The following is a 21,698-nucleotide window of genomic DNA, read 5'->3' on the forward strand; positions in this document are numbered from 1 at the left end:
GCATCACCGGCCGACCGCGGCGCGCCACTGGTCGAGCCACATCTCGCGGTTCTCCGCGATCGTGGCGGGCGGCAGCGACGACATCCAGGCGGGCACCTCCGCGCGCGCCGGCCAGCCCGGGGGCAGCGGCGTGTCGCGCTGCACGGGATAGACGTACATCGACGACGGGAGTTCTTTCTGCACGGTGGGACTGAGCATGAAGTCGACGAGCTTGCGTGCCCCGGTGGAGTTCCGGGTGCCCTTCAGGACGCCGATGTACTCGACTTGCGGGAAGCAGCTGTCCAGCAGCGCGCTCGTCCCGGGCGTGGCCGCCGGCGACGAGGCGTAGGACAGCACGATGGGCTTGTCGCCGCGACCCTCGCCGGCCGTGAAGAGCTGGTTGTAGGCGACCTCCCAGCCCGAGACGACCGTTGCGCCGCCGCCGACGACCTGCTTCCAGTAGTCCTGCCAGCCGTCTCCGAGCGCGCCGACCGTGGTGAGCAGGAACGCCGTGCCCGGTGAGGAGGTGGCGGGGTCGGTCACCGCGGTGAGCGACGCGAACTCCGGGCGGGTCAGATCACGGAAACTCACCGGCGGGGTCAGTCCTCTGGACTCGAACCAGCCGTCGTCGACGTTGAGGCACACATCGCCCCGGTCGACGGCCGTCAGCTGCCCCTCGGCGCCGGGTACCGCATAGTCCGCGGCCCCGTCGACCGCGGCCGGTGACTCGTAGGATTCCAGGGCGCCGGCGTCGATCGGGCGCGACGCAAAGGTGTTGTCGATACCGAAGACCGCGTCACCCTTGGGTGCGCCCGGTGTCAGCGACACCGTCGATGCCAATTGCCCGGCGTCGCCGGACTTCACGATCTTCAGGGTCAGGCCGGTCTCCTGACGGAATGCGTCGAGGACGGACTCGGGCAGTTCGAACGAGTCGTGGGTGAGCAGGGTGACCTCCGCACCCGACGACGAATCGTCTGCGCATGCGACTGCGGTCGACGCAGCCAGTGCAAGGGCGGCCACGGCGACGACGACACGCGTCAGCCGCGATCTCCCGCGTCGACGACCCGGCAAGCCGTCGGTGCGCAGCTCGTTCACATCAGACTCCTGTTCGACATCGGCGAGAGTTCCCCGATTCTCCTCATCCAACCAGGTGGCCGACTGGCCGCACGCCCCGACCGCGTTGACCTCACTTGAGTAACAATTGCATCAATAACCACACAAACCTCACCCGTAACAGGACCTCGGCCTGGACATTGGAACCCGCGAGGGGCTTAGAATGACCCGCGACGACTCGGGTGAGAGGATGGGCTGTCCGCGAGCCGACACCCGGGCGGATGCCACGACCACGAGGCGCAGCACGGCGCACCCGCCTGCGCCACGACCGTTAGGACACACCAGTGCGTTTCTCCCGGCCACCGAGGTTGCGATCCGGCAATGCCCCGCATCGAATCCGGACCCGTCGCCTCCTCGTCGCCGCGTCGGCGCTCGCGGCGGCCACGTCGCTCGCTCTGCCGGTCGCCGCCCAGGCCGCACCGGCGCCGAAGGTCGACCAGCGCGTGCTGGACTCGCTCGGCGCGTTCGCACCCGCGATCATCGGCTCGGTGGCGACCCCCGGACCCGACGGCAAGGTCTCGGTCGATCTGCTCCGTCAGGCCCAGTCGTTCGCCGACACCCCCGGAATGCCCGGTGAGGTCAGCAAGATCTGGCGCTCGATCGCCGACTTCCTGGGCGAACCCGGCCGCAAGCAGGCCGCGCGCGAACTCGCCGCCGAGCGCAAGCCCGGCGATCCGGAGATCCCGCAGGGACCGGACGCTCCGAAGATCCAGGAATTCCTCTACCCGACCTTCGGCCTCGGCTGCATCCCCGGCGGTGGTTCGCTCGGACGCGCCCTGGCCACGGCCGGACCGCAGGAAGCCCCGGCTCCCGGCCCCAAGCGCGGCGAGGCGGGCTACGTCTACACCTCGCTCGGTACCGGCCCGGCCATCGACAACAAGACCGCACCCCTCACGGTGAGCTGGTTCAACGTCGACACCGGCCGCACCGGCACCACGACGCTGAAGCGGAACCCGAAGATCAACGTCCAAGAGGGACCCGGCACCTTCACCGGTATCTCGCGGACCGGCAAGGGCCGTGTCATCTCGGCGATCCACGGCAACGTGACCACGAAGACGAAGGGCAAGATCGTCTCCTGCACGATCGTCCCGGTCATCGGACTCGCGATCATCTGACCGCTTTTCCTCTCACAGACGAAGGCACCTCGGCTCATCGCCGGGGTGCCTTCGTCGTGCCGGGGGGTGGGGCGCTCACTTCGAACACGCAGCTCGACGCGGGTTCGGTCTCTCGCCGATCGCGCCCGTGTCACAGGTCGGACTCGCAACTTGCCGGGGCCGACACCGACATGGTCTCTTTAACTTGAGTCCCACCTGTCACACCCGCCACACGTGGCGGGTGCTCGATCGCCCATCCGGTCGTCAAGGCCGGTTGCCACAAGGAGAGCCATGTCCCTCACGTCTCGGTTCACGCGTTCCGACGCTCCGCGTCGCGTCACTCGCAGCCGCGCGATCCAGCGCTGCGGCGCCGGTCTCATGGGTGTGGCGATGGCGGCGGCCACCCTCACCGCAACGTCGGCACCCGCAGCCGCGGAACCGCTCGTTCCCGCCAACATGCTCGGTGCGCTGTCGATCCCGTTCGACGCGGAGCTGGCCGGAGCGGTCCGCCTGCTGAAGGCCGCGGGCGTCGACCAGATCGCGGTGCAGGCCGCACAGACGATCATGGGCAGCGCCGGCCAGTTGTCGGTCGAGGACATCGCCGGTCGTGCGGGAGCCCTTCCGCTCCCGGCAGCCGCCGAGGGCGCCCCCGCCCCGGGCGCCACGCCCGCCGCCGCGCCGACCGATCCCATCGCCCTGCTCCGCACGCTGGGCATCCAGACGCTCACCCCGTCGGTGTCGCCGTTCTGCACCGCGCCGACCGCCGACAACCCGCTCGGTCTCGTGACCGCCGGGGCGGGAGCCGTGGCAGGTCCGTGGCCGATGAAGACCGATCCGCTGACCCAGCTCAAGCCGCTGCTCGACATGATCCCCGGCGTCAAGCTGCCCGAGAAGTTGAACCTCGTCGACAAGGGCGAGACCGCCTACGCCTTCGTGCCCGCCTCACCGACGGCCGGCAGCGGCGGCAAGATGCAGGTCGCCTGGTTCAACACGAGCACCCTGCAGGGCGGCTTCGCCGATCTCGACCCGATCACCGACCGGACCGCGCTCACCGCGCTGCCCCTGCTGTCCGGGGTCCGGCTCGCACCGGTCAAGACCGGCAGCGGCACCATCCTGTCGGCGGTCTTCGGCAACGCGAGCAACGGCACCCAGAACTGCTGGTTCCTGCCGGCCGTCGGCGTCGTCAACGCCTGAGCGACAACGCCTTCGGTAACCGACCCACCTCACAGAACGAACTGACACATGAACCCCCACGGCAACACTTCGAAACCCCGGAGTGCCCACCTCACCCGCGCCCTCGCGGCCGCAGCGGCTCTCACGATCGTCGTGGCTCCGGCCGTCGCCGGTCTGACGGCCACGGCCGCGGCCGAACCGGCCCCGAGCACCTCGTCACCAGGCACGGCGGAACCGTCGTCGACAGACAACAGTGCCCCCGCCGACGACAACGCGGGCACCGTCGACACGCGTGGTCCCGGACAGGCCCCGGGCGCCGTCTACGCCAATCGTGAACTCCCCCGGGCTCGTACGGTCGCCGGAGCGGCCTCGGGCAACGACTTCACCTACTGGAGCACCGGCGCCGACGGCAAGGCCCACCTGTCCTCCGGCGTGCTCATGGTGCCCGGCGGGCGCGCGCCCGCCGGCGGCTGGCCGATCGTCGCCTGGGCGCACGGTTCGCGCGGTATCGCCGACAAGTGCGCGCCGTCGACGCGGCCCACCGCCGAGGACACCGAGGAACTCAAGCGTTGGCTCGGACGCGGATATGCCGTCGTCAGCACCGATTACGCGGGTGTCGGTACGCCCGGCACCCCGCAGTACTACGACCTGGAGGCCACCGCACGCAACATCGTCGACGCGGTGCGCGCCTCGCGGGACATCGCCGACAACCTGTCGCGCTCGTGGGCGGTCGTCGGCGAGGGACAGGGGGCGGCGGCCGCGATCACGCTCGCCCGGTTGGCGCCGACCATCCAGGGCGGCAAGCTCGACTTCAAGGGTGCCGCGGCGAGCTCGATCCCGGCCCAATTCGGTTCGCTGGTGGCCAATCTCGGCCCGTCCTCGGCGGCGATGCCGTCCGGACTGGCCGCCGACGCGCTGTACACGCTGAGTGCGATCCGCAACGCGCACCCGGACATCGACGTGAACGCCTACCTCACCGACGCCGGCAAGAAGTGGATGACCAGGGCCGCCGCATCATGTGTGACCGAGTTCGTCCGTGAAGTGGATGGTCTCGCAATCGGTTCGCTGTTCACCAAGCCGCTGTCGGGGAACACCGAACTCACCTCCCTGCTCACGAAGGCGACCGACCTGCCGACCCGTGGTTTCGAACGTCCGGTTCTGATGACGCAGACCCTGCAGGACACCTCCGTCGTCGTACCGCTCACGCTCAAGTACCTCAACGACGCACGGGGCGGTGACGCCAAGGTGTCGGCACGCACGTATCTGACCCTCGACGGGGCGCAGTCGAAACGATTCTCCGACACCGACATCCGTGGGTTCGTCGCCCGAATCCTGCAGTGAACCGGGCATTCCGGATCGCCTATGCGGCCACCGCCGCCGCAGCGACGATCAGCGGGTCGGTCGGTGACCGACGCAGCGCCGAGATCACCAAGCCGCTGCCGATCGCGCTGCTCGCGGCACGGGTGGCCGCCGGTTCGCGGCGTCGTCCGGTCGCCGACACCGTCGCACTGGCAGCCGTTCTCGGTTTCTCGGCGGTCGGCGACCGATTCATGCTGCGGGAGGAGTTCGAACACGACGACCCGGTGGCGAAGGATCGTTGTCTGCGCAGAGGTGCAACGTCTTTCGCGGGTGCGCAGCTGAGCTACGCGACTGCGATGTGGCGCGCAGGCGCCCGGCCGTCGGTCCGCACGCTCGCGCCGCGAGTGAGCATCCTGGCCGAGTCGGCGACGGTCCTGGCGCGCCACCGTCCGGCACTGCTGCCGGTGCTCGGTACGTACGGCAACACGCTTGCGACCATGTCGGCGCTGGCGTCGGACGTGCCTGCGCCGCAGCCGCGCCTGCGCGCCGGCGGGTGGTTCTTCCTGCTCTCGGACCTCGCGATCATCAATCGACGGCACCTGGTCACCGATCCACGACTCCGGGTCGCCGGTGAGGCCTGGGTGCTCGCGAGTTACTTCACCGCGCAGTACCTCCTGGTCGGCGGACTCGCCGACCGGTAGGTCATGCGACGGCGCGACCCGAGCACGACGAGTACTTCGGATTGGTCATCGGGAAGAACGCGAGCGCGCCGATCTTCTGACGGATCGTGAAGGCCACGGGACCGCTCCCCGGATGGATGTCGACTTGCCACTTGACGGTGTAACCCCGGCCGGGAACCGTCGTCACACCGGTCCGCCCGGTGCGCAGATTCCGCCACGACACCGACACCTCGTAGGTGTATTCGAGTGCGACGCGCTTGGCGCGGTCGGTGCCGATGAGCGCGATGACCGGACCGGGCAGTCCGTCGGCCGGGTGGCGGATCTGGTTGAACACGTCGACGCGGACCTTGACCGTGCCCGCGGGCCACGGGTTGACGCTGTCGCACCGCAGCGTGGTGACGTAGTTCGCCCCGTCGTCGGCCGGCGCGGCCGTGGCGACACCAACACCGAAGAGCGACACCGCCAGTCCCATCACGGTTCCGACCACCACGGCGATCGTCCCCGCCCCGAAGCCCCCTCGCCGTGGCCTGCTGTTCTCGACGCCGCCCGTGTTCTCCCCGCTGATCATGGAGGCAGTCTAGAGCCGCGCACGGGTGCCGTCTGCCAGAATCGACCCATGCCGAAGATCCAGATCGCCCAGGAGCCCGCGGCCGACGAACTCCTCTCCAGCGATTCGTTCGCCCTCCTGACCGGAATGCTCCTCGACCAGCAGTTCCCGATGGAGCGGGCGTTCGCCGGGCCGGCCAAGATCCGCGACCGGTTCGGCACGATGGACCCGGTCGAGATCGCCGACGCCGATCCCGAGGCGTTTGCCGACCTGTGCGCCACTCCCCCGGCCATCCACCGCTACGGACGCTCGATGGCCGGGCGGGTCCAGGCACTCGCGAAGGTCGTCGCCGACGAATACGGCGGCGACGCCGCGCGCATCTGGACCGAGGCCGCCGACGGTGCCGACCTCATGAAGCGGCTGCGCGCACTGCCCGGTTTCGGCGACCAGAAGGCCAAGATCTTCGTCGCCCTCGTCGCCAAGCAGCTCGACGTCAAGCCGTCGGGCTGGACCAAGGTCGCCGGGGACTACAGCAAGAAGGGGTTCCGTTCGGTCGCCGACGTGACCGGCCCGGATTCGCTGCAGAAGGTCCGCGACTTCAAGAAGGCCGCCAAGGCGGCCAAGGCTGCGCAGGCCTCGGGCGCCGACTCCTAGGGCGACACCGCCCGCCGGATCGCGCAACCCTCGCCCCGAACGCACACCCCTTGGCCTAGGGTCGGACACCATGGAGTCCCTTCCGGATCGGTCGCTGTCCGACCGTCCCGTCCCCGGTCGGCGCGACGTCGAGCGTCGGCAGGCTGCACTCGATCCCGGCCGTGCTCTCGTCGAGATGCCGTTCCGGGTCGGATTCGCCGTCACCGGCGTGGTGCTGAGCGCCGCGGAATCCGCCGTCACCATCGCTCGGATCACCGCCGGCAGCGTCCAGCATGAGCTCGCGCTGGCCGTCGGGGTCGACGCCGACGAGTTGGGCAGCGCCCGCACGCCGCTCGCCCTGCTCAACCAGCTGTCCGAGCTGCTCGGACCCGACCGGCCGTTCGGACGCATCCTCGCCAGCGGGGGTCCGCTGGAACGGTTGCTGAACCCGGGCGGCGTCATCGACCGGCTCACCGCGTCCGACGGCCCGCTCGAGAAGCTCACCGCGAAAGGCGGGCTCCTCGACCAGATGGCTGACGAGCGAGGCATCCTGATCCGCCTCACCGCCAAGGACGGCCCCCTCGACCGGTTGACCCGCCCGGGCGGCGTCGTCGACCAGTTCACCGAGAACGAGGGCATCCTCGAACGTCTCACCTCCGAGGGCGGGATCGTCGACAAGCTCACGGCACCCGACGGTGTGCTGGAGAAAGTGACCGCGGCCGGGGGCATCCTCGACCGACTCGCGGAGGACGACGGCCTGCTCGATCAGCTCCTGGGCGAGAACGGTGCGGTCGAGCGTGCGATCGCACCCGGCGGGCCGCTGGACCGGATCACCGAGCTGACCGAGGTCATCGGGCAACTCGGCCCGACCCTGATCACCATGCAGGAGACGGTCCACGAACTCGCCGAGACCGTGGACCTGCTCAACCAATCGGTCGCACCGCTCGGCGGTCTCGCCGAACGACTTCCCAAACGCCTCACCCGTCCGCCGAAGGGGTCGGGCGGCAATGGACACGGAGACGCCCCGGCCGACACGAACGGGTACCCGCGGGGTTAGCCACCACAGGCCACGCCGAGCGCCGGGTCAGAATGGCGGGGGCTCGTCGTCGTGGGTTGTCGGCTGGTGGTGGGCTGCCTCGGTCCGGGCGCGTCGATTTGCGTCGCGCTGTGTCGTGTTGCGGGCGCGTTCCTCTCGCCGCTTCGCGTGTTTGGCGGCGGTGCGTTCGGTGATCGTGCGGGGTGGTCGGCCGTGGTGGTCGGGCACGATGATGCGCGGTGTCGGGGGGGCTTTCGCGGCTTGCTCGAATCGGATACGACGTAGGTTCGGGAAGAGATCCTCGAGGGTTTCGGCCTCGCCGGGGATCACGAAACCTTCCGGCGTCACGAATTCGGTGACCAGACGGCCCTCGTCGTCGCGGTACTGCACGTCGGTCCAATCCCCGTGCGTCTTGTGTAGATGACCGGCGCGGCATTTGGCGTTGAGGTTCTCACTCGAGGTCGCGCCGCCGCGGGCGGGGCGGGCGTGGTCGTATTCGGCGACGTGATCGACGTCGGCGGTGAACGCCGAACGCGTGCACCCCGGCTCGGTGCAGTAACCGTCGCGCACCCGCACGAACTCCGCACACGCACTCGTCGGCCGATACGGGTCACCGGGCAATGCCCCCGGGAACACGATGACACTCTCGACGTCCTGCCGTGATGCGGCGGCATTCGCGGTCCGCGCGCTCGCACCATCGGCGGCGACGCGGGTGGGTGGTGTCCGCACCGGGGTGACCGGCCGGATCGTCGCGTCAGGCCGGGCGGCGAGATCGCGCACATGCTCATCGCAGATCACCCCGTGCCCGTCGACCCAACCGGGTCCGGACCCGCCGGCGAGGGTGTCGGCGTCGGTGACGACATGGATCACGATCTCGGTACCCGCGGTGGCGCCGGCAGGATCGGGCAGTGTTGCGGTGCAGTCGGAGTGACCGCACGCGCACGTGAACGCCGTTCGGGTGAGCAACGCGCACATGGCGTCGGACTTCCGTTCCCCGAGGGTGCGGCCATCGCGGTCGCAGACGGATGCGGCCAACTCACGTACCGAGGCGTTGGAAGCCCGGATGTTCTCGGCGGCCATCACCGCGGTGATCTCACCGGTCCCGTCACCGTGGTTCTCGGTCCACACGCCACGGTTGTCCAGCGCCTCGCGGCGCCGTTCGCGGACCGCGTCGGCGTCATGGCCGAAGACCAGACGGTCGATCATGTCGCGCAAACCTGACGTCGACCACGACCCGGACCGAGAGCGCAGCAGGTCGGCGATCGATTCGTCGAGCACCTCGATGATCCGGCGGCTGGCGGGGTCGCCGGGATCGAGGAGGTGGTCATCGGCCACCAGGTGGGTGCGGCCGATGATCTCGCGGATCTGGTGCGGCCCGATGATGCCGTCGCGCAACGTCTCCAACACCCGCGGCAACCGGTCACGCAGACACAACGCCTCGTCGACCAGCACCCCGGCGCGGTAGCGGGTGATCCCGGCCTCCCGCGAGACCCGGGCGACGATGTCACCGAAACCATCAGAGATGTAGCTGTTGCCAACCGAATTCAACAACCGGTCGCACAGCACCAAGATCGTCTGATAGCGGCACCACGCCAGATACGACTCCCCGGCACGGATCGATCCCAGGCGTTGCATATGGGCGGCGGTGTCGGCATCGGCCGGGTGGGCAGGATCGACCCCGGCGAGGAACTCGCCCGGCAGATCCGTCCATGCCCCCACAGTGACTACCCCCGAAGTCGTTGCCGCCCGGCCTGGTTGACCGGTCCACCTGATACATCCAAGATAGACCCGACCACCGACAAGAAATCGCGCCCGACGAGCAGTCCTCGACATCTGGCTATGGTCGGCTGCGCAGATCATGTCGAATTCGAAGGGCGCGGGGGCGCCGGTTTGCGGCGGCGGTGAGGACCTTAGCTACCCACCGCCCGGGCGAGCAGCTCCACGTACCGGTCCACGTCATCCATCACGTCGGGGCTCGTGGTCACCGAGATCGCGATCCGATCGCCGATCCCGTGCACGCCGTGGGTCAGGCCCTGAGCGGGCGACAGCGCGGGAAAGCCTGTGGTGAACAGGATCTCGCCGCCATCGAGGTCGAGGTCGGCGGCGCCACGGTTCACCGACGACACCACCGAGACTCCGGTGACCGTCTCGGGCGGGGTGTCGAGGTCGAAAGCGTCGATCCCCCATCGGGCCAGAAGCGCGGGTGTCGATTCGGACGCCCGACGCCGCGCATCCCGCAACGGGTCCTTCTCGGCCGCTCGAGCTGTGGCGATGTCGGCGCCGATGAGTCGCGCGCGCTCGTCGAGATCGTCGACGTCGATGTGCAGGTCCACTCCGGCATTGCGGAAGTGGTTGCGGGACCGCGGTTCACCCGACCGGCCGATCGTCAGCTCGACGCCCATCCGCCGCCCGGTCTCACCCAGGTATTCCGGCAACGCCACCGAGATCGCGGTGAGTACCGCGACCGTGACCGGCTGTCCGCGGGCGGTCAGGCGATCGCGCTCGACGACCAGCACCCGAAGGGTCCGACGCGGGCCGGGCGAGGTGTTCAACGCAGTCGGTGTGTACCCCGGCGTTTCCGGCACGGACGCCGAGGCGAGCCGCGCCGCGCGGAATCCCCGCCGGGCCGTCATGACGAACTCGCCGGGGAATCGGAGGACACCACCGAGTACAGTCCCGGCGTCGACCAGCAGCTCGCGACCCGGCCGGTGTCGCGCGGGCCCGGGATCTCGTTGCGTGGCGGGCGCAGTGAACAATTCACGAGCGATCCGAGAAGCGCGACGTCCGTCACCCAGCGCGTGACAGATCTGCAGTACGACGACGCAGGCCGCGCCCGCGGCGCCCGGGGCGTCGACGACGGGACCGAACAGGTGTACCCGCCACGCCACCGACGTGGGGTCGAGTGGACTGGCGATGAGTGCGGCGATCTGGGCCAGGCACGACGACCACGTCCGGCTCGACCGGTCCACACGGACCTGGTCGTCGGTGGGCCGTACGGATTCCCAATACGGGCGGTCGACCGTGCCGGGAACCTCTCGTATCCGGAGGCACAGATCGTCGACGAACGCGGCACGGAGCCGGAGTCCCGCCGCGCAGTCCTCGATCGGACTACGCGGCGCGGCAAAGCAATACACCACGAACTCGTCGTTCGGGATGTGTTGCGACATCCAGTACGACGCCGCGTCCGCCGCGGCCATCCGGTGCATGGCCGCCAGAGTAGCGGCGCGGCGCGCGCTACTTCTGTCCGGCGCTCCAGGCGTAGGGCAGGTCGGTGCCGTTGAGCACGTGGTCGCCGACCGCCTGCAGCTTGAAGATCAACGGGTTGTGCACCGAGATCACCCGGGCGTTGCGCCAGTGACGGTCGAGGCGCAGACGTTCGGAGGTGATCGACGCACCACCGACCTCGAACAGCTGGGTGGTGGCGTCGAGGACGGCGGGGATGACCGCGGCCTGGGCACGGGCGACGTCGAACTCGACGCGGTCGAGGAGATCGGCGTCCTCCCAGCCGGCGAGTGCGAGCTCGTCGAGTTCGTCGGCGATGTCGAGGACCAGCGTGCGCGCGGTGTAGGCCGCCGCCGACAGCCGGCCGATCACCTGCTGCACGAGCGGATCGTGGCGTGGCAGGTCGGCCGTCGAGTGGGTGAAGGTGCGTGTGCGGTTGCGCACCCACTCCACGACGTCGTCGGTGGCGCGCGCCGCGATGCCCGCCAGCACCGCGAGCTGGACCAGCTGCAAGTACGACGTCGCGTACGTGCGGCCCTCACCGCCGTAGCCAGGACCGAGGACACGCTCGGCCGGGACCTCGACGCCGGCGAACTCGGTGGTGCCACTTGCGGTCAGGCGCTGGCCGAAGCCATCCCAGTCGTCGTGCTGGGTGACACCGTCGGCGTCGGCGTCGACGAGCACCGAGACGCGCTCCCCGTCCTGGTCGGCGGCGACGAGGATGTGATCGGAGTAGAGACTGCCGGTGCTGTAGTACTTGGTGCCGTCGAGCCGGAACCCGCTGCCGTCCGCGCTCGCCGGGTCGGGGGTGAGGCGCGTCTGATAGCGGTCGATGGCACCGACGCCGGGCTCGGTGATGGCGTTGCCGACCAACGTCCCCTCACCGACCTTGCGCAACCACTGCTGCGCGGCCTCATCCGGGAGTGCGGACAGCTGGTCCTCGACGAACGACCAGTGCACGCGCAGGGCCTGCGGCAGATTGGACTCCGCGGCGGCCAGATCGATGAGCAGCCGGAACAACTGCCGGATCGACGCACCGTATCCGCCGAGTTCCACCGGCACGCGCAGCGCGCCGAACTTCGCCTCCCGCAGCCAGGAGACCTCGTCGTGTGCGAGCCTGCGGTCGTCCTCGCGCTGTACCGCGCCCTCGGCGATCCGGGCGAAGATCGGCGCGAACACCTCGTCGAGCCGCTCGTCGGTCGTTCCGGCGGACTCGCCGGTCGCGGGCCCGCCGGCAGGCTTGGTGGACACGGTGGACGTCATCGGTGGTCCTTTCGATCGCAATCTGGTCGGCGACAGTCTGGCCCGATCCGCGGCGCCCGACCACGGTTGGAACCGCGCTGACCGCAACACTGACGTTCCCGGCGAGCCGACCGCACACTGACGCCCCGACGTTCGTGCACCACCTCCGATGAGACCCCGGTCACGCCGTGTGTCAATGTTTGGTATGCCAACAACGCTCGTTGATATCGATCCGAACACCCCCGTCGTCGTCGGCGTGGGCCAGGCCTCGGAACGCCTGACCGATCCCGGCTACGAGGCCCTCGGCGAGGCCGACCTCGCCGCCCGGGCGGTGACCGCCGCGTTCGCCGACTCCGGGGGCGATGTCGCCGCGTCGATCGACACCATCGCCGCGATCCGGTCGTTCGAGATCTCGAGCCCGTTGTCGTCGTCACCGCTGGGCCGTCCGGACAACATGCCGCGGGCGGTCGGCAACCGGATCGGTGTGGACCCCCGCCGCGCGGTGCAGGCGGTGACCGGTGGTCAGACCCCGCAGACGATCCTCACCGAGCTCGCCGGGACGATCGCGGCCGGCAGATCCGAGGGCGCAGTCGTCTTCGGCGCCGAGGTGATGTCGACCGTCCGCCATCTGATGTCCCAGCCGGAGGACCAGCGGCCGAGCTTCGCCGAAGAGGTCGGGGGCCAGCTCGACGACCGCGGCTTCGGGCTGAAGGGGATCATCACCGTTGCCGAGATGCGGCACGGCCTCGCATCGGTGCTGCCGCAGTACGCCCTACTGGAGAACGCGCGCCGGCACTCCTCGGGGCTGGGCCGGGACGCCTACATCGCCACCATGGGTGAGTTGTTCGCCCCCTTCACCGAGGTGGCCGCCGCCAACCCGCACTCGGCGGCACCGACGGCGCGCACCGCCGCCGAACTCGTCGCGGTCACTCCCGAGAACCGGGTCGTGGCGGATCCGTTCACCCGGTACATCGTGGCGCGCGATCAGGTGAACCAGGCAGCCGCGGTGGTCGTGATGTCGGTCCGGGCGGCGCAGGCCGCCGGGATCGATCCAGCGAAATGGGTGTTCCTGCATGGTCACTCGTCGACCGTCGAACGCCCCGTCCTGGCTCGTCCCGACCTCGGCTCCGCCCCCGCAGCCCCGGCTGCGGTGCAGCACGCGCTGCAGGTCGCCGGACTCGGACTCGACGACATCTCGGTCGTCGACATCTACAGCTGCTTCCCGATCGCGGTGTTCAACGTCCTCGACGGAATCGGGATGGCGCCCGACGATCCACGCGGGCTGACCCTCACCGGCGGGTTGCCGTTCTTCGGCGGCCCGGGCAACAACTACTCCCTGCACGCGATCGCCGAGGTGGTCACGCGGGTCCGACGATCACCGGGCGATTTCGGTCTGGTCGTCGCCAACGGCGGGGTGCTGAGCAAGCATGCCGCCGGGGTGTACTCGACGACGCCGGCACCGTGGCGCCCGGACACCAGCGGACCGGTCCAGGCCGAGCTCGACGCGGCGGCAACCGTTCCCACCATCGCCGACGCCGACGGCGCCGCGGTCATCGAGACCTACACGGTCATCCCGCAGAAGAGCGGCCGCCGCACCGGTGTGGTCATCGGCCGGCTGGTCGACGGGACCTCGCCGGACGGGCTCGGCGCCCGGTTCGTCGCCAATCTCGACTCCGACGACGACGAGTTCTTCGACCTTCTCCTGACCTCCGACGACCCCGTCGGCACGCCGATCGTCGTGCGGTCGTTCGACAAGGGCAACCGGGCGGCCCTGACCGCCGCGGCCATGAACTCCCGGCATCCGGTTGTCGCACCGGCATTCCGCGAGTCCTACGAACATGTCGAGGTCCGTCGCGACGGTCGGTTGCTCGAGGTGACCATCAACCGCCCCGACGCACGCAACGCGTTGAACCCCGCGGCCAACGCCGAACTCGACTCGATCTTCGAGGCCTACTTCGCCGATCCCGACCTGTGGGTGGCGATCCTGACCGGTAAAGGCGACAAGGCCTTCTCGGCGGGCAACGACCTCGCCGCGACCGCAGGCCCGGCCGCCCTGTCGGTCCCGAAGAACGGGTTCGCGGGACTGACCTCACGGCGCAGCCTCCCCAAACCGGTCATCGCCGCGGTCAACGGGTTCGCACTCGGCGGTGGCTGTGAGATCGCGATGGCCTGCCACATCGTCGTGGCCGACGAGGACGCCTCCTTCGGCCTGCCCGAGGTGAAGGTCGGACTCGCGGCGGCCGCCGGCGGATTGGTCCGGCTGCCGCGGATGATCCCACCTGCGCTCGCGCGCGACATGATCCTGACCGGCCGCCGGATCTCGGCCGCCGAGGCCGCCGCCGCCGGTCTGGTGAGCCGGATCGCCCCGGCCGGAAAGGTTCTCGAGACCGCGCGCGGAGTGGCCGAGGAGATCCTCGCCGCCTCACCCACGTCGGTGCGGGCGTCGATCGCCACCATGGAGCAGTCCGATGCCATCACCGACACCGTCGATGCCGTCCACGCCAGCACCTCGGTGCTCGACTCGCTGGTCATCAGTGGCGACACCCTCGAGGGGATCATGGCCTTCGTGATGAAGCGTTCACCGAACTGGAAGGGTCACTGAGAACCAACCGGAGACGTAAGCACGCCGAAAGCGCGCGGATGGTCGTCGAATGGTCAACACTTGACGGCGGCCACCCCGCGCGTCGGGGTGGCCGCTGTTCCGACACATCAGTCGTGTCCAGAAAGGCGGCACACCATGTCCGGTCGCAGTGAGGCAAGCGGAACGAAGTCGTCCAAACGCACTCCGCCACAACCCTCGTACCGCGTCGATCCGCCCGATTGGACGCTGCCGCGGGGAACCATCGTGCTCCTCACCATCGCCGGGCTCGTCGTCGCCATCGCCGGGATCAAGTCGGTGGCGTCGCTGGTCGGGCCGATCTTCCTCGCGCTGATGCTCACCGTCGCCGTTCAGCCGATCCCGACCTGGTTGCGCAAGAGAGGATTTCCCCGCTGGGCCGCCTTCGTGACGACGGTGCTCCTCGTCTACGGGATCCTCATCGGATTGTTCGCGGCGCTGGTGTTCTCGGTCGCGCGCCTGGCGTCGATACTCCCCCAGTACGACGACAAGTTCGACGACCTCGTCACCAGCTTCCAGAACTTCCTCACCAGTCACGGCGTGAGCCACGACAAGGTGCAGGACATGATCTCCCACGTCGACACCAGCAAGGTCGTGAGCGCGGTGACCGACGTTCTGGCCAGCACGTTCAGTGTCGCCTCGGCACTGATCCTGGTGCTTGCCCTGCTGCTGTTCATGGCGGCGGACTCGGTCGGCTTCGACGACCGGATGAACATCCTGGACCGGATGCGTCCCGACATCGCATCGGCCTTCCGTTCCTTTTCCCAGGGCACGCGCAGCTACCTCTGGGTGTCGACGGTCTTCGGGCTCATCGTCGCCGTCCTCGACAGCGTGGCCCTCGCCCTGCTCTCCATCCCGCTCCCCATCCTCTGGGGCCTGTTGTCGTTCATCACCAACTACATCCCGAACGTCGGCTTCATCATCGGTCTCGTCCCACCCGCACTGCTGGGTCTGCTCGACGGCGGGGTCAGCAAGATGCTGATCGTCATCGTCGTCTACAGCGCCATCAACGTCGTCATCCAGTCGGTGATCCAGCCGAAGTTCGTCGGCGACGCGGTGGGACTCTCCACCACCCTGACGTTTCTGTCCCTGCTCTTCTGGGCCTGGGCGATCGGACCGTTGGGCGCGATCCTCGCGGTACCGCTGACACTGCTCGGCAAGGCCCTGCTCATCGACATCGATCCCGCGACCCGCTGGGCGGACGTGCTGCTGTCGTCGGGCGGAAAGCCGAACGACACGGACTCGCCCGATGACGAGGCACCCGACGGCGACGGCGCCGAGCCCACGAAGACCCCGGACGCGGAGCGCGAGGATCCACCTCGCGGTTCCACTCCGGACGTCACACTGAAGCCGGAAACGTGAGGCGGGCTACGCACCGCGCCGATCATTGGGTAGATTGCCTTTCGACCCCAATCTGACCACAACCGTTTACAGATAGGTTCCGCACCGCTCATGGACATGAACTGGTCTCCGGACGACGCTGCGTTTCGCGACGAGGTCCGCGCGTTCCTCGACGAGAAACTGACCCCCGACCTACGCGCGGCGGGCACGCTGCGCACCAGCGTCTACTCCGACCACGAGGCCTCGATGGAGTGGCAGGCGATCCTGCACGAGCGTGGCTGGGCCGCTCCCGCGTGGCCGGTGCAGTACGGCGGGTGCGACTGGTCGCAGTCCCAGCACTACATCTTCAGCCGTGAGTCGATCCTCGCCGGCGCACCCTCGCTGTCGCCGATGGGCATCCGCATGGTGTCGCACGCGATCATGGCGTTCGGCACCGACGAACAGAAGAACTTCTTCCTGCCCGGCATCCTCGACGGCAGCGTGTTCTTCTGCCAGGGCTACTCCGAACCCGAGTCCGGCTCCGACCTCGCGTCGCTGTCGATGGCCGCGGTCGACGACGGCGACGACCTCGTCGTCACCGGTTCGAAGATCTGGACCACGCACGCCTCGGAGGCGAACTGGATCTTCTGCCTGGTGCGCACGTCGCGCCAGGAGCGCAAGCAGCAGGGCATCACGTTCGTCCTCATCGACATGAACTCGCCGGGTATCGAGGTACAGAACCTGGTGTTCGCGTCCGGCGAGCAGGTCCAGGCGCAGGTCTTCTTCGACGGTGTGCGCGTCCCCAAGAAGAACGTCCTCGGCAAGATCGACGACGGTTGGACCGTCGCCAAGTACCTGCTCGTCTTCGAGCGCGGAGGCGGCGCGGCCGCACCGGCGCTGCAGGTCATGGCCGAGCAACTGGGGCGGGACGCGGCATCGGTGACCGCACCGAACGGCGGCCCGTTGTCGGAGGATCCGGCGTTCGCGGCCAAGCTCACCGATCTCCAGGTCCGCGCGAAGATCCTCGAGGTCCTCGAATACCGCGCGCTCGCCGCGATGAGTTCGGGCAAGGACCCCGGTTCCATCGCATCGATGCTGAAGATCCTCGGCACCGAGCTGAGCCAGGAGATCACCACCCTGAGCCTGGAGGCCGCCGGCCCCCACGGACGCGTCTTCCAGCCGCACGCCACCAAGCCGGGCGGACCCATCTTCCAGTACACCCCGCCGACCGACGGCTACGTCAGCGGCGAACCGTGGCAGGCCGTCGCGCCGCTGCACTACTTCAACGACCGCGCGGGCTCGATCTACGCCGGCAGCAACGAAATTCAACGCAACATCCTCGCCAAAGCGGCTCTGGGTCTCTGACGGGTCACAGGAGAAAACTGATGGACTTCACACTCACACCCGAACAGCAACTGCTGTCCGACGGTCTCGGCAAGTTCCTCGACGCACGGTACGACCTGCAGGTCAGCCGCGACGCGGCCAAGGTCGGCGAGGGCTGGCAGCCGAAGATCTGGAAGGCCTTCGTCGAGGACCTCGGCGTCGTCGGCGCCTGCCTGCCCGAGGACATCGGCGGATTCGGCGGCGGCCCGGAGGAACTGATGGTCGTCACCGAGGCGCTCGGGCACGCTCTCGTGGTCGAGCCGTTCGTCGACACGGTGGTGCTCGGCGCGGGTCTCCTCCATGCGACCGGCAACCCGACCGCTCTCGAAGCCGCCGGTCGCATCGCCGAGGGCGAGGCCCTGAGCGCGCTGGCCGCACTCGAAGACGGCTCGGGCGGGGTTCTCTCACGGATCGAGACCAGTGCCGACCGCGACGGTGACGCCTGGGTGCTCAACGGCACCAAGGCTGTCGTCACCACTGCGCCGCTCGCCGACTACCTCATCGTCAGCGCCCGCACCGCAGGCGAACCCCACGACCCCGCCGGGGTCTCGCTGTTCCTCGTCGACCTCGCCGATGGTGGCCCGAAGGGTCTCGAGCTGCACAGGCTGCGCACCATCGACGACCGCCAGGCGGCCGACATCACGTTCACCGACGTGCGCCTGCCCGCCGACGCGCTCATCGCCGACGAGAATGCGATCGAGATCCTCGAGAAGGCCTGGGACACCGCGACCGCCGCGGTGGTCTCCGAGGCCGTGGGCCTGATGCGCAAGGTGTTCACCGACACCGTCGAATACTCCAAGCAGCGCGAGCAGTTCGGCGTGCCCATCGGCAGTTTCCAGGTGTTGCAGCACCGCATGGTCGACATGCACCTCGAACTCGAGCAGTCGGTCGCCGCACAGTATTTCGCGATCCTGTCCCTCGACGGCTCCCCGGCCGAGCGTGCGGCGGCGGTCTCGGCCGCCAAAGCCACGATCAGTCGCGCCGCCCGGTTCATCGGCCAGAACGCGGTGCAGTTGCACGGCGGCATGGGCATGACCGAGGAACTGGCGATCGGTCACTACTTCAAGCGACTGACCGCGATCGAGTACGAATTCGGCACCGCCGACGCCCATCTCGCGCGCTTCGCGACCGCCACCGCGCAGATCGACGCCTGACTCCATCGCAGAATCGCCACCTCCCGCTTCCGGTGGGTGGCGATTCTGCGACCGGGCCCTAGCTGTCGGTCCACACCGGCTTCCGCTTCTGCAGGAACGCCGACATCCCCTCCTGCGCATCGCACGTCATCGCATTGGTCGCCATCGTCTCGCCCATCTCGTCATAGGCGGCGGACTCGTCGAGCTCGATCTGCCGGTAGAACGCCTGCTTGCCGATGGACACGGTCCGGGCACTCGATCCGGCGATCTGCAGAGCCAGTTCACGCACCGAGTCCGCCAGCGCCTCGTCGTCGACGACACCGCTCAGGAGTCCCCACTCGGCGGCGGTCTCGGCATCGATCGCCTCGCCGGTGAGCAACATGTGCATCGCGCGCTTGCGTCCGATCGCGCGGGACAGCGCGACCATCGGCGTCGAGCAGAACAACCCGATGCGGACGCCCGGCGTGCTGAATCGCGCGCTGCGACCGGCCACCGCCAGATCACAGGTCGCGACCAGTTGGCACCCCGCCGCGAACGCCATGCCGGCGACCTCGGCGATGACGGGCGGGCGCACGTCGTGGACCGTCTGCATCAGCTCGGTGCACGTCGCGAAGACAGCGCGCTCGTCGTCGAGCGTTCGGTCGACGAGTTCACCGAGGTCATGCCCGGCGGAGAAGGCGGGCCCGAGCGCGCGGATCACGATCACTCGCACGCGCGGGTCGTCGTCGAAGATCCGCAGCGCGGCGGTGATGGCGCGCATGGTGCTCGTGGACAACGGGTTACGACGCCGCGCATCCCCCAACGTGATCACCCCGAGGGGTTCGGCGATCTCCGTCGACACCGCATCGAGCGCGGTCTGATCTGTCATGTTCGGCTGCCTCTCATCCGTTCTCTGCACTGACGCACGTTCGTCACTCGCGCACCCGGTATCGGTCGCCGACCGCGATGTAGACGGTGTAGCCGATCAGCGCCAGGACGTGCGCGGGGCGCATCCAGTACTCCTTGCGGTGCCGGCCGGGGAGGTTGATCGCTCGCGCCGGCAACCGGGCGAGCAACGGACCCGAAGCGCCGAACACCACCACGATCAGAAGGCCGACCGCACCCAGGCCAGTCAGCACGACCCACTTCGAATCCCACCTGGTGACCTCGCCTGCGGCGTCGATGTGCCCCGCGATCCGGGCCGGACCGGCGACGGCGACCGCCACCCACACCGACGCGAACACGGCTGTGGCGAGTACGAACGCCCATCGCTGCGCGCTCCACGGCGAATCGGTCATGCCATGACGATATGGCAGCCGGCAGGGAATACGGCGCCCCGTCGATCGTTGTGTCTCCTCGTGACCAGTACCGCGCTCTTCGAACCGATCACCCTCCGCGACGTCGCCGTCCCGAACCGGATCTGGCTCGCCCCGATGTGCCAGTACAGCTGCTTCGCCGGCGACGGGGTGCCCACCGACTGGCACCTGACGCACCTCGGCGCCCGAGCGGCCGGCGGCTTCGGACTCATCCTCACCGAAGCGGCGGCCGTGGTACCCGAAGGTCGGATCAGCGCCCATGACGCCGGACTGTGGAACGACGACCAGGCGGCGGCGTGGCGGCGCATCGTCGACTTCGTACATTCCCAGGGTTCGGTCATCGGCACCCAGCTCGCCCACGCGGGCCGCAAGGCATCCACCTATGCGCCGTTCGACGACCGCTCCGGGGCGATCCCGCTCGACGACGGCGGCTGGACGACATTCGGCCCGTCCGACGTCGCCTTCGAGGGACTACCCGCCCCCACCGCGATGACCACGGACCAGATCGCCGAGGTGGTGAACGCATTCGCGCAGGCCGCCCGCCGCGCCGACGACGCCGGCTTCGACGTGGTCGAGATCCACGCGGCACACGGCTACCTGCTCCACCAGTTCCTCTCCCCGCTCTCGAACCAGCGCACCGACGCCTACGGCGGCGACTTCGACGGACGCACCCGGCTGACCCTCGAGGTCGCCGACGCGGTCCGCGCGGTGTGGCCGTCGTCGAAGCCGCTCTTCATCCGCGTCTCCGGCACCGAATGGACCGAGGGTGGGTGGGACGTCGAGGAATCGGCGCGTCTCGCCGCTCTCCTCGCCGGCCGCGGCGTCGACCTCGTGGACGTCTCCTCGGGTGGCAACGTCCTCGCCGACATCCCGGTCGGTCCCGGCTATCAGGTCGATCTCGCCCGCTCGATCCACCGGGAGTCGGGCGTTCCGACCGCGGCCGTCGGCCTCATCACCGAACCCGATCAGGCCGAGAAGATCGCCGGCGACGACGACATCACCGCCGTCTTCTTCGGTCGTGTCGCGCTACGCGAACCGTCGTGGCCGCTGCGCGCCGCGCACGAGCTGGGCATCGAGCGTCGCGAGGCGCCGTATCCCCCGCAGTATCAGCGCGGTTCGTGGCACTGAGCCCGGTCCCCGCTCCCTGAGGAGGCCCGTAGCTTTCGGAGCACGGTCCCCGGTCCCTGAGGAGGCCCGGAGCTTGCGGAGGGCCGTCACGAAGGGTCTCGTCACTCCGACCGCGGCATCACCAGCGCGAGGGACGCCGCGGTCGCCGACTCGATGATCGACGCCAGCGGAGTCCCGGATTCGACGGCTCCGGCGGTCAGCTCCCGGAAGCCACCCCACAGGAAGATCGCGCGCTGACGGTCCATCGGCACCACCCCCGCCGCGGCCATCGCCGGGGTCGAGGTGAGGCCGACGAAGAGTTCGATCCACGCTTCCATCGCCTCGTCCTTGACCGACTGGGCGGCGCTGCCGAGCGCGGGCAATTCGCGAATCCAGCTCAACGTGAGACCCGGATACCGGTCACTCGCTGCGACGTATGACGACACCGCTTGTCGCACTTGCTCGTCGATGGGTGCCTCCGCATCGACGCGTCGGGCGATCTCGGCGATCATGAACGTGTTGGTCACCGTCAGCAGCGCGAAGAAGCATGCCTGCTTGTCGGCGAACTCCTGGTAGAACGACCGCCTCGAAGTCCTCGCGACCCGCACGATGTCGGCGACCGTGGTGTCGCGGTACCCCGCATCGGCGATGCACTCGAGCATCGCGGCGAGCAATCGGTCCCGGGTCGACGCGCCGGCCGGCGAGCTCAGCCAGGGCGCCGGGAGCGGAGCGAGCGGGCCCGGCGTCGCGGGCGGGGCGAGCGGGCCCGATCCAGCAGTCACGTCCTCGAGCATAGGCCCTTGCCCCGGCCGGTACGTGAGCGTA

The 21,698-nt window shown here is 69.1% G+C and carries 19 protein-coding genes; 11 read left to right on the forward strand and 8 right to left on the reverse strand.

The annotated features are described in order from the left end of the window. Positions 1-3 precede the first annotated feature (3 nt). Positions 4-1,074, reverse strand: a complete 1,071-nt coding sequence (locus tag ABIC25_RS15955; RefSeq protein WP_354562202.1) for a thiamine ABC transporter substrate-binding protein — start codon at positions 1,072-1,074, stop codon at positions 4-6. 302 nt (positions 1,075-1,376) lie between these two features. Between ABIC25_RS15955 and ABIC25_RS15960 the strand changes: the two genes are divergently transcribed. The 4 genes from ABIC25_RS15960 (at position 1,377) to ABIC25_RS15975 (ending at position 5,359) form a co-directional block, all read left to right on the forward strand. Then, positions 1,377-2,207 carry an Rv1157c family protein gene (locus tag ABIC25_RS15960; RefSeq protein ID WP_354562204.1) on the forward strand — a complete coding sequence of 277 codons (831 nt, stop codon included), beginning with the start codon at positions 1,377-1,379 and terminating at the stop codon, positions 2,205-2,207. Between the two features lie 270 nt (positions 2,208-2,477). Next, on the forward strand, positions 2,478-3,380 hold the full coding sequence (locus ABIC25_RS15965) for a hypothetical protein (RefSeq protein ID WP_004022507.1): 903 nt from the start codon (positions 2,478-2,480) through the stop codon (positions 3,378-3,380). 48 nt (positions 3,381-3,428) lie between these two features. Next, complete coding sequence (locus ABIC25_RS15970; protein WP_354562205.1) at positions 3,429-4,700, forward strand: alpha/beta hydrolase family protein; 1,272 nt, start codon at positions 3,429-3,431, stop codon at positions 4,698-4,700. Next, on the forward strand, positions 4,697-5,359 hold the full coding sequence (locus tag ABIC25_RS15975) for a lysoplasmalogenase (RefSeq protein WP_101822750.1): 663 nt from the start codon (positions 4,697-4,699) through the stop codon (positions 5,357-5,359). Before ABIC25_RS15970 ends, ABIC25_RS15975 begins: the two co-directional genes overlap by 4 nt. A gap of 1 nt (position 5,360) precedes the next feature. Here the strand turns inward: ABIC25_RS15975 and ABIC25_RS15980 are convergent, their stop codons facing one another. Continuing rightward, the gene (locus ABIC25_RS15980; protein ID WP_354562207.1) at positions 5,361-5,906 is read right to left on the reverse strand and encodes a hypothetical protein; all 546 of its coding nucleotides are present in this window, start codon (positions 5,904-5,906) and stop codon (positions 5,361-5,363) included. Between the two features lie 48 nt (positions 5,907-5,954). Here ABIC25_RS15980 and ABIC25_RS15985 point away from each other — a divergent pair, with 48 nt between their 5' ends. Together ABIC25_RS15985 and ABIC25_RS15990 are read left to right on the forward strand one after the other, a co-directional pair. Next, positions 5,955-6,539, forward strand: coding sequence for an HhH-GPD-type base excision DNA repair protein (locus tag ABIC25_RS15985; RefSeq protein WP_064571144.1), 585 nt, complete (start codon positions 5,955-5,957; stop codon positions 6,537-6,539). A gap of 70 nt (positions 6,540-6,609) precedes the next feature. Beyond that, entirely contained in the window at positions 6,610-7,575 is a 966-nt protein-coding gene (locus ABIC25_RS15990; protein WP_354562209.1) for a hypothetical protein, read from the forward strand. 27 nt (positions 7,576-7,602) lie between these two features. On the opposite strand, the gene ABIC25_RS15995 is transcribed toward ABIC25_RS15990, so the two are convergent. From ABIC25_RS15995 to ABIC25_RS16005, 3 genes are all read right to left on the reverse strand, one after another. Then, positions 7,603-9,273 carry an HNH endonuclease signature motif containing protein gene (locus tag ABIC25_RS15995; protein ID WP_354562210.1) on the reverse strand — a complete coding sequence of 557 codons (1,671 nt, stop codon included), beginning with the start codon at positions 9,271-9,273 and terminating at the stop codon, positions 7,603-7,605. Between the two features lie 191 nt (positions 9,274-9,464). Beyond that, positions 9,465-10,760, reverse strand: a complete 1,296-nt coding sequence (locus ABIC25_RS16000; protein ID WP_354562212.1) for a WS/DGAT domain-containing protein — start codon at positions 10,758-10,760, stop codon at positions 9,465-9,467. Between the two features lie 28 nt (positions 10,761-10,788). Beyond that, positions 10,789-12,039: an acyl-CoA dehydrogenase family protein gene (locus ABIC25_RS16005; protein WP_354562213.1), complete on the reverse strand. Its 1,251-nt coding sequence runs from the start codon at positions 12,037-12,039 to the stop codon at positions 10,789-10,791. Positions 12,040-12,214: 175 nt separating this feature from the next. Between ABIC25_RS16005 and ABIC25_RS16010 the strand changes: the two genes are divergently transcribed. From ABIC25_RS16010 to ABIC25_RS16025, 4 genes are all read left to right on the forward strand, one after another. Next, positions 12,215-14,620 carry an acetyl-CoA acetyltransferase gene (locus ABIC25_RS16010; protein ID WP_435529088.1) on the forward strand — a complete coding sequence of 802 codons (2,406 nt, stop codon included), beginning with the start codon at positions 12,215-12,217 and terminating at the stop codon, positions 14,618-14,620. 135 nt (positions 14,621-14,755) lie between these two features. Further along, positions 14,756-15,997 (forward strand): AI-2E family transporter, encoded by a 1,242-nt coding sequence (locus ABIC25_RS16015; RefSeq protein ID WP_354562215.1) that lies wholly within the window; start codon positions 14,756-14,758, stop codon positions 15,995-15,997. Positions 15,998-16,087: 90 nt separating this feature from the next. Beyond that, the gene (locus ABIC25_RS16020) at positions 16,088-17,320 is read left to right on the forward strand and encodes an acyl-CoA dehydrogenase family protein (protein ID WP_004022519.1); all 1,233 of its coding nucleotides are present in this window, start codon (positions 16,088-16,090) and stop codon (positions 17,318-17,320) included. A gap of 20 nt (positions 17,321-17,340) precedes the next feature. Beyond that, a complete protein-coding gene (locus ABIC25_RS16025; RefSeq protein ID WP_354562216.1) occupies positions 17,341-18,492 on the forward strand; it encodes an acyl-CoA dehydrogenase family protein in 1,152 nt (383 codons plus the stop codon). A gap of 58 nt (positions 18,493-18,550) precedes the next feature. On the opposite strand, the gene ABIC25_RS16030 is transcribed toward ABIC25_RS16025, so the two are convergent. Continuing rightward, a complete protein-coding gene (locus tag ABIC25_RS16030; RefSeq protein WP_354562218.1) occupies positions 18,551-19,339 on the reverse strand; it encodes an enoyl-CoA hydratase in 789 nt (262 codons plus the stop codon). A 43-nt stretch (positions 19,340-19,382) separates the two neighbouring features. Further along, positions 19,383-19,748: a DUF1648 domain-containing protein gene (locus ABIC25_RS16035; protein WP_354562219.1), complete on the reverse strand. Its 366-nt coding sequence runs from the start codon at positions 19,746-19,748 to the stop codon at positions 19,383-19,385. 60 nt (positions 19,749-19,808) lie between these two features. Here ABIC25_RS16035 and ABIC25_RS16040 point away from each other — a divergent pair, with 60 nt between their 5' ends. Then, positions 19,809-20,894 carry an NADH:flavin oxidoreductase/NADH oxidase gene (locus tag ABIC25_RS16040; protein ID WP_354562221.1) on the forward strand — a complete coding sequence of 362 codons (1,086 nt, stop codon included), beginning with the start codon at positions 19,809-19,811 and terminating at the stop codon, positions 20,892-20,894. 101 nt (positions 20,895-20,995) lie between these two features. Here ABIC25_RS16040 and ABIC25_RS16045 read toward each other — a convergent pair whose 3' ends face one another. Next, the gene (locus tag ABIC25_RS16045) at positions 20,996-21,655 is read right to left on the reverse strand and encodes a TetR/AcrR family transcriptional regulator (RefSeq protein WP_239402590.1); all 660 of its coding nucleotides are present in this window, start codon (positions 21,653-21,655) and stop codon (positions 20,996-20,998) included. Positions 21,656-21,698: the final 43 nt, after the last annotated feature.

Origin of the sequence: Gordonia sp. PvP123 (assembly GCF_040547295.1) — a bacterium.
Lineage (GTDB): Bacteria > Actinomycetota > Actinomycetes > Mycobacteriales > Mycobacteriaceae > Gordonia > Gordonia terrae.

Excerpts from the sequence above, each read along its gene's own strand:
- ABIC25_RS15985 (WP_064571144.1), top strand. The coding sequence starts at position 5,955 with ATGCCGAAGATCCAGATCGCCCAGGAGCCCGCGGCCGACGAACTCCTC.
- ABIC25_RS15980 (WP_354562207.1), bottom strand. The coding sequence starts at position 5,906 with ATGATCAGCGGGGAGAACACGGGCGGCGTCGAGAACAGCAGGCCACGG.
- ABIC25_RS15965 (WP_004022507.1), top strand. The coding sequence starts at position 2,478 with ATGTCCCTCACGTCTCGGTTCACGCGTTCCGACGCTCCGCGTCGCGTC.
- ABIC25_RS16035 (WP_354562219.1), bottom strand. The coding sequence starts at position 19,748 with ATGACCGATTCGCCGTGGAGCGCGCAGCGATGGGCGTTCGTACTCGCC.
- ABIC25_RS16020 (WP_004022519.1), top strand. The coding sequence starts at position 16,088 with ATGGACATGAACTGGTCTCCGGACGACGCTGCGTTTCGCGACGAGGTC.
- ABIC25_RS16000 (WP_354562212.1), bottom strand. The coding sequence starts at position 10,760 with ATGCACCGGATGGCCGCGGCGGACGCGGCGTCGTACTGGATGTCGCAA.
- ABIC25_RS16005 (WP_354562213.1), bottom strand. The coding sequence starts at position 12,039 with ATGACGTCCACCGTGTCCACCAAGCCTGCCGGCGGGCCCGCGACCGGC.
- ABIC25_RS16010 (WP_435529088.1), top strand. The coding sequence starts at position 12,215 with ATGTTTGGTATGCCAACAACGCTCGTTGATATCGATCCGAACACCCCC.
- ABIC25_RS16030 (WP_354562218.1), bottom strand. The coding sequence starts at position 19,339 with ATGACAGATCAGACCGCGCTCGATGCGGTGTCGACGGAGATCGCCGAA.
- ABIC25_RS16015 (WP_354562215.1), top strand. The coding sequence starts at position 14,756 with ATGTCCGGTCGCAGTGAGGCAAGCGGAACGAAGTCGTCCAAACGCACT.
- ABIC25_RS16025 (WP_354562216.1), top strand. The coding sequence starts at position 17,341 with ATGGACTTCACACTCACACCCGAACAGCAACTGCTGTCCGACGGTCTC.
- ABIC25_RS15970 (WP_354562205.1), top strand. The coding sequence starts at position 3,429 with ATGAACCCCCACGGCAACACTTCGAAACCCCGGAGTGCCCACCTCACC.
- ABIC25_RS15990 (WP_354562209.1), top strand. The coding sequence starts at position 6,610 with ATGGAGTCCCTTCCGGATCGGTCGCTGTCCGACCGTCCCGTCCCCGGT.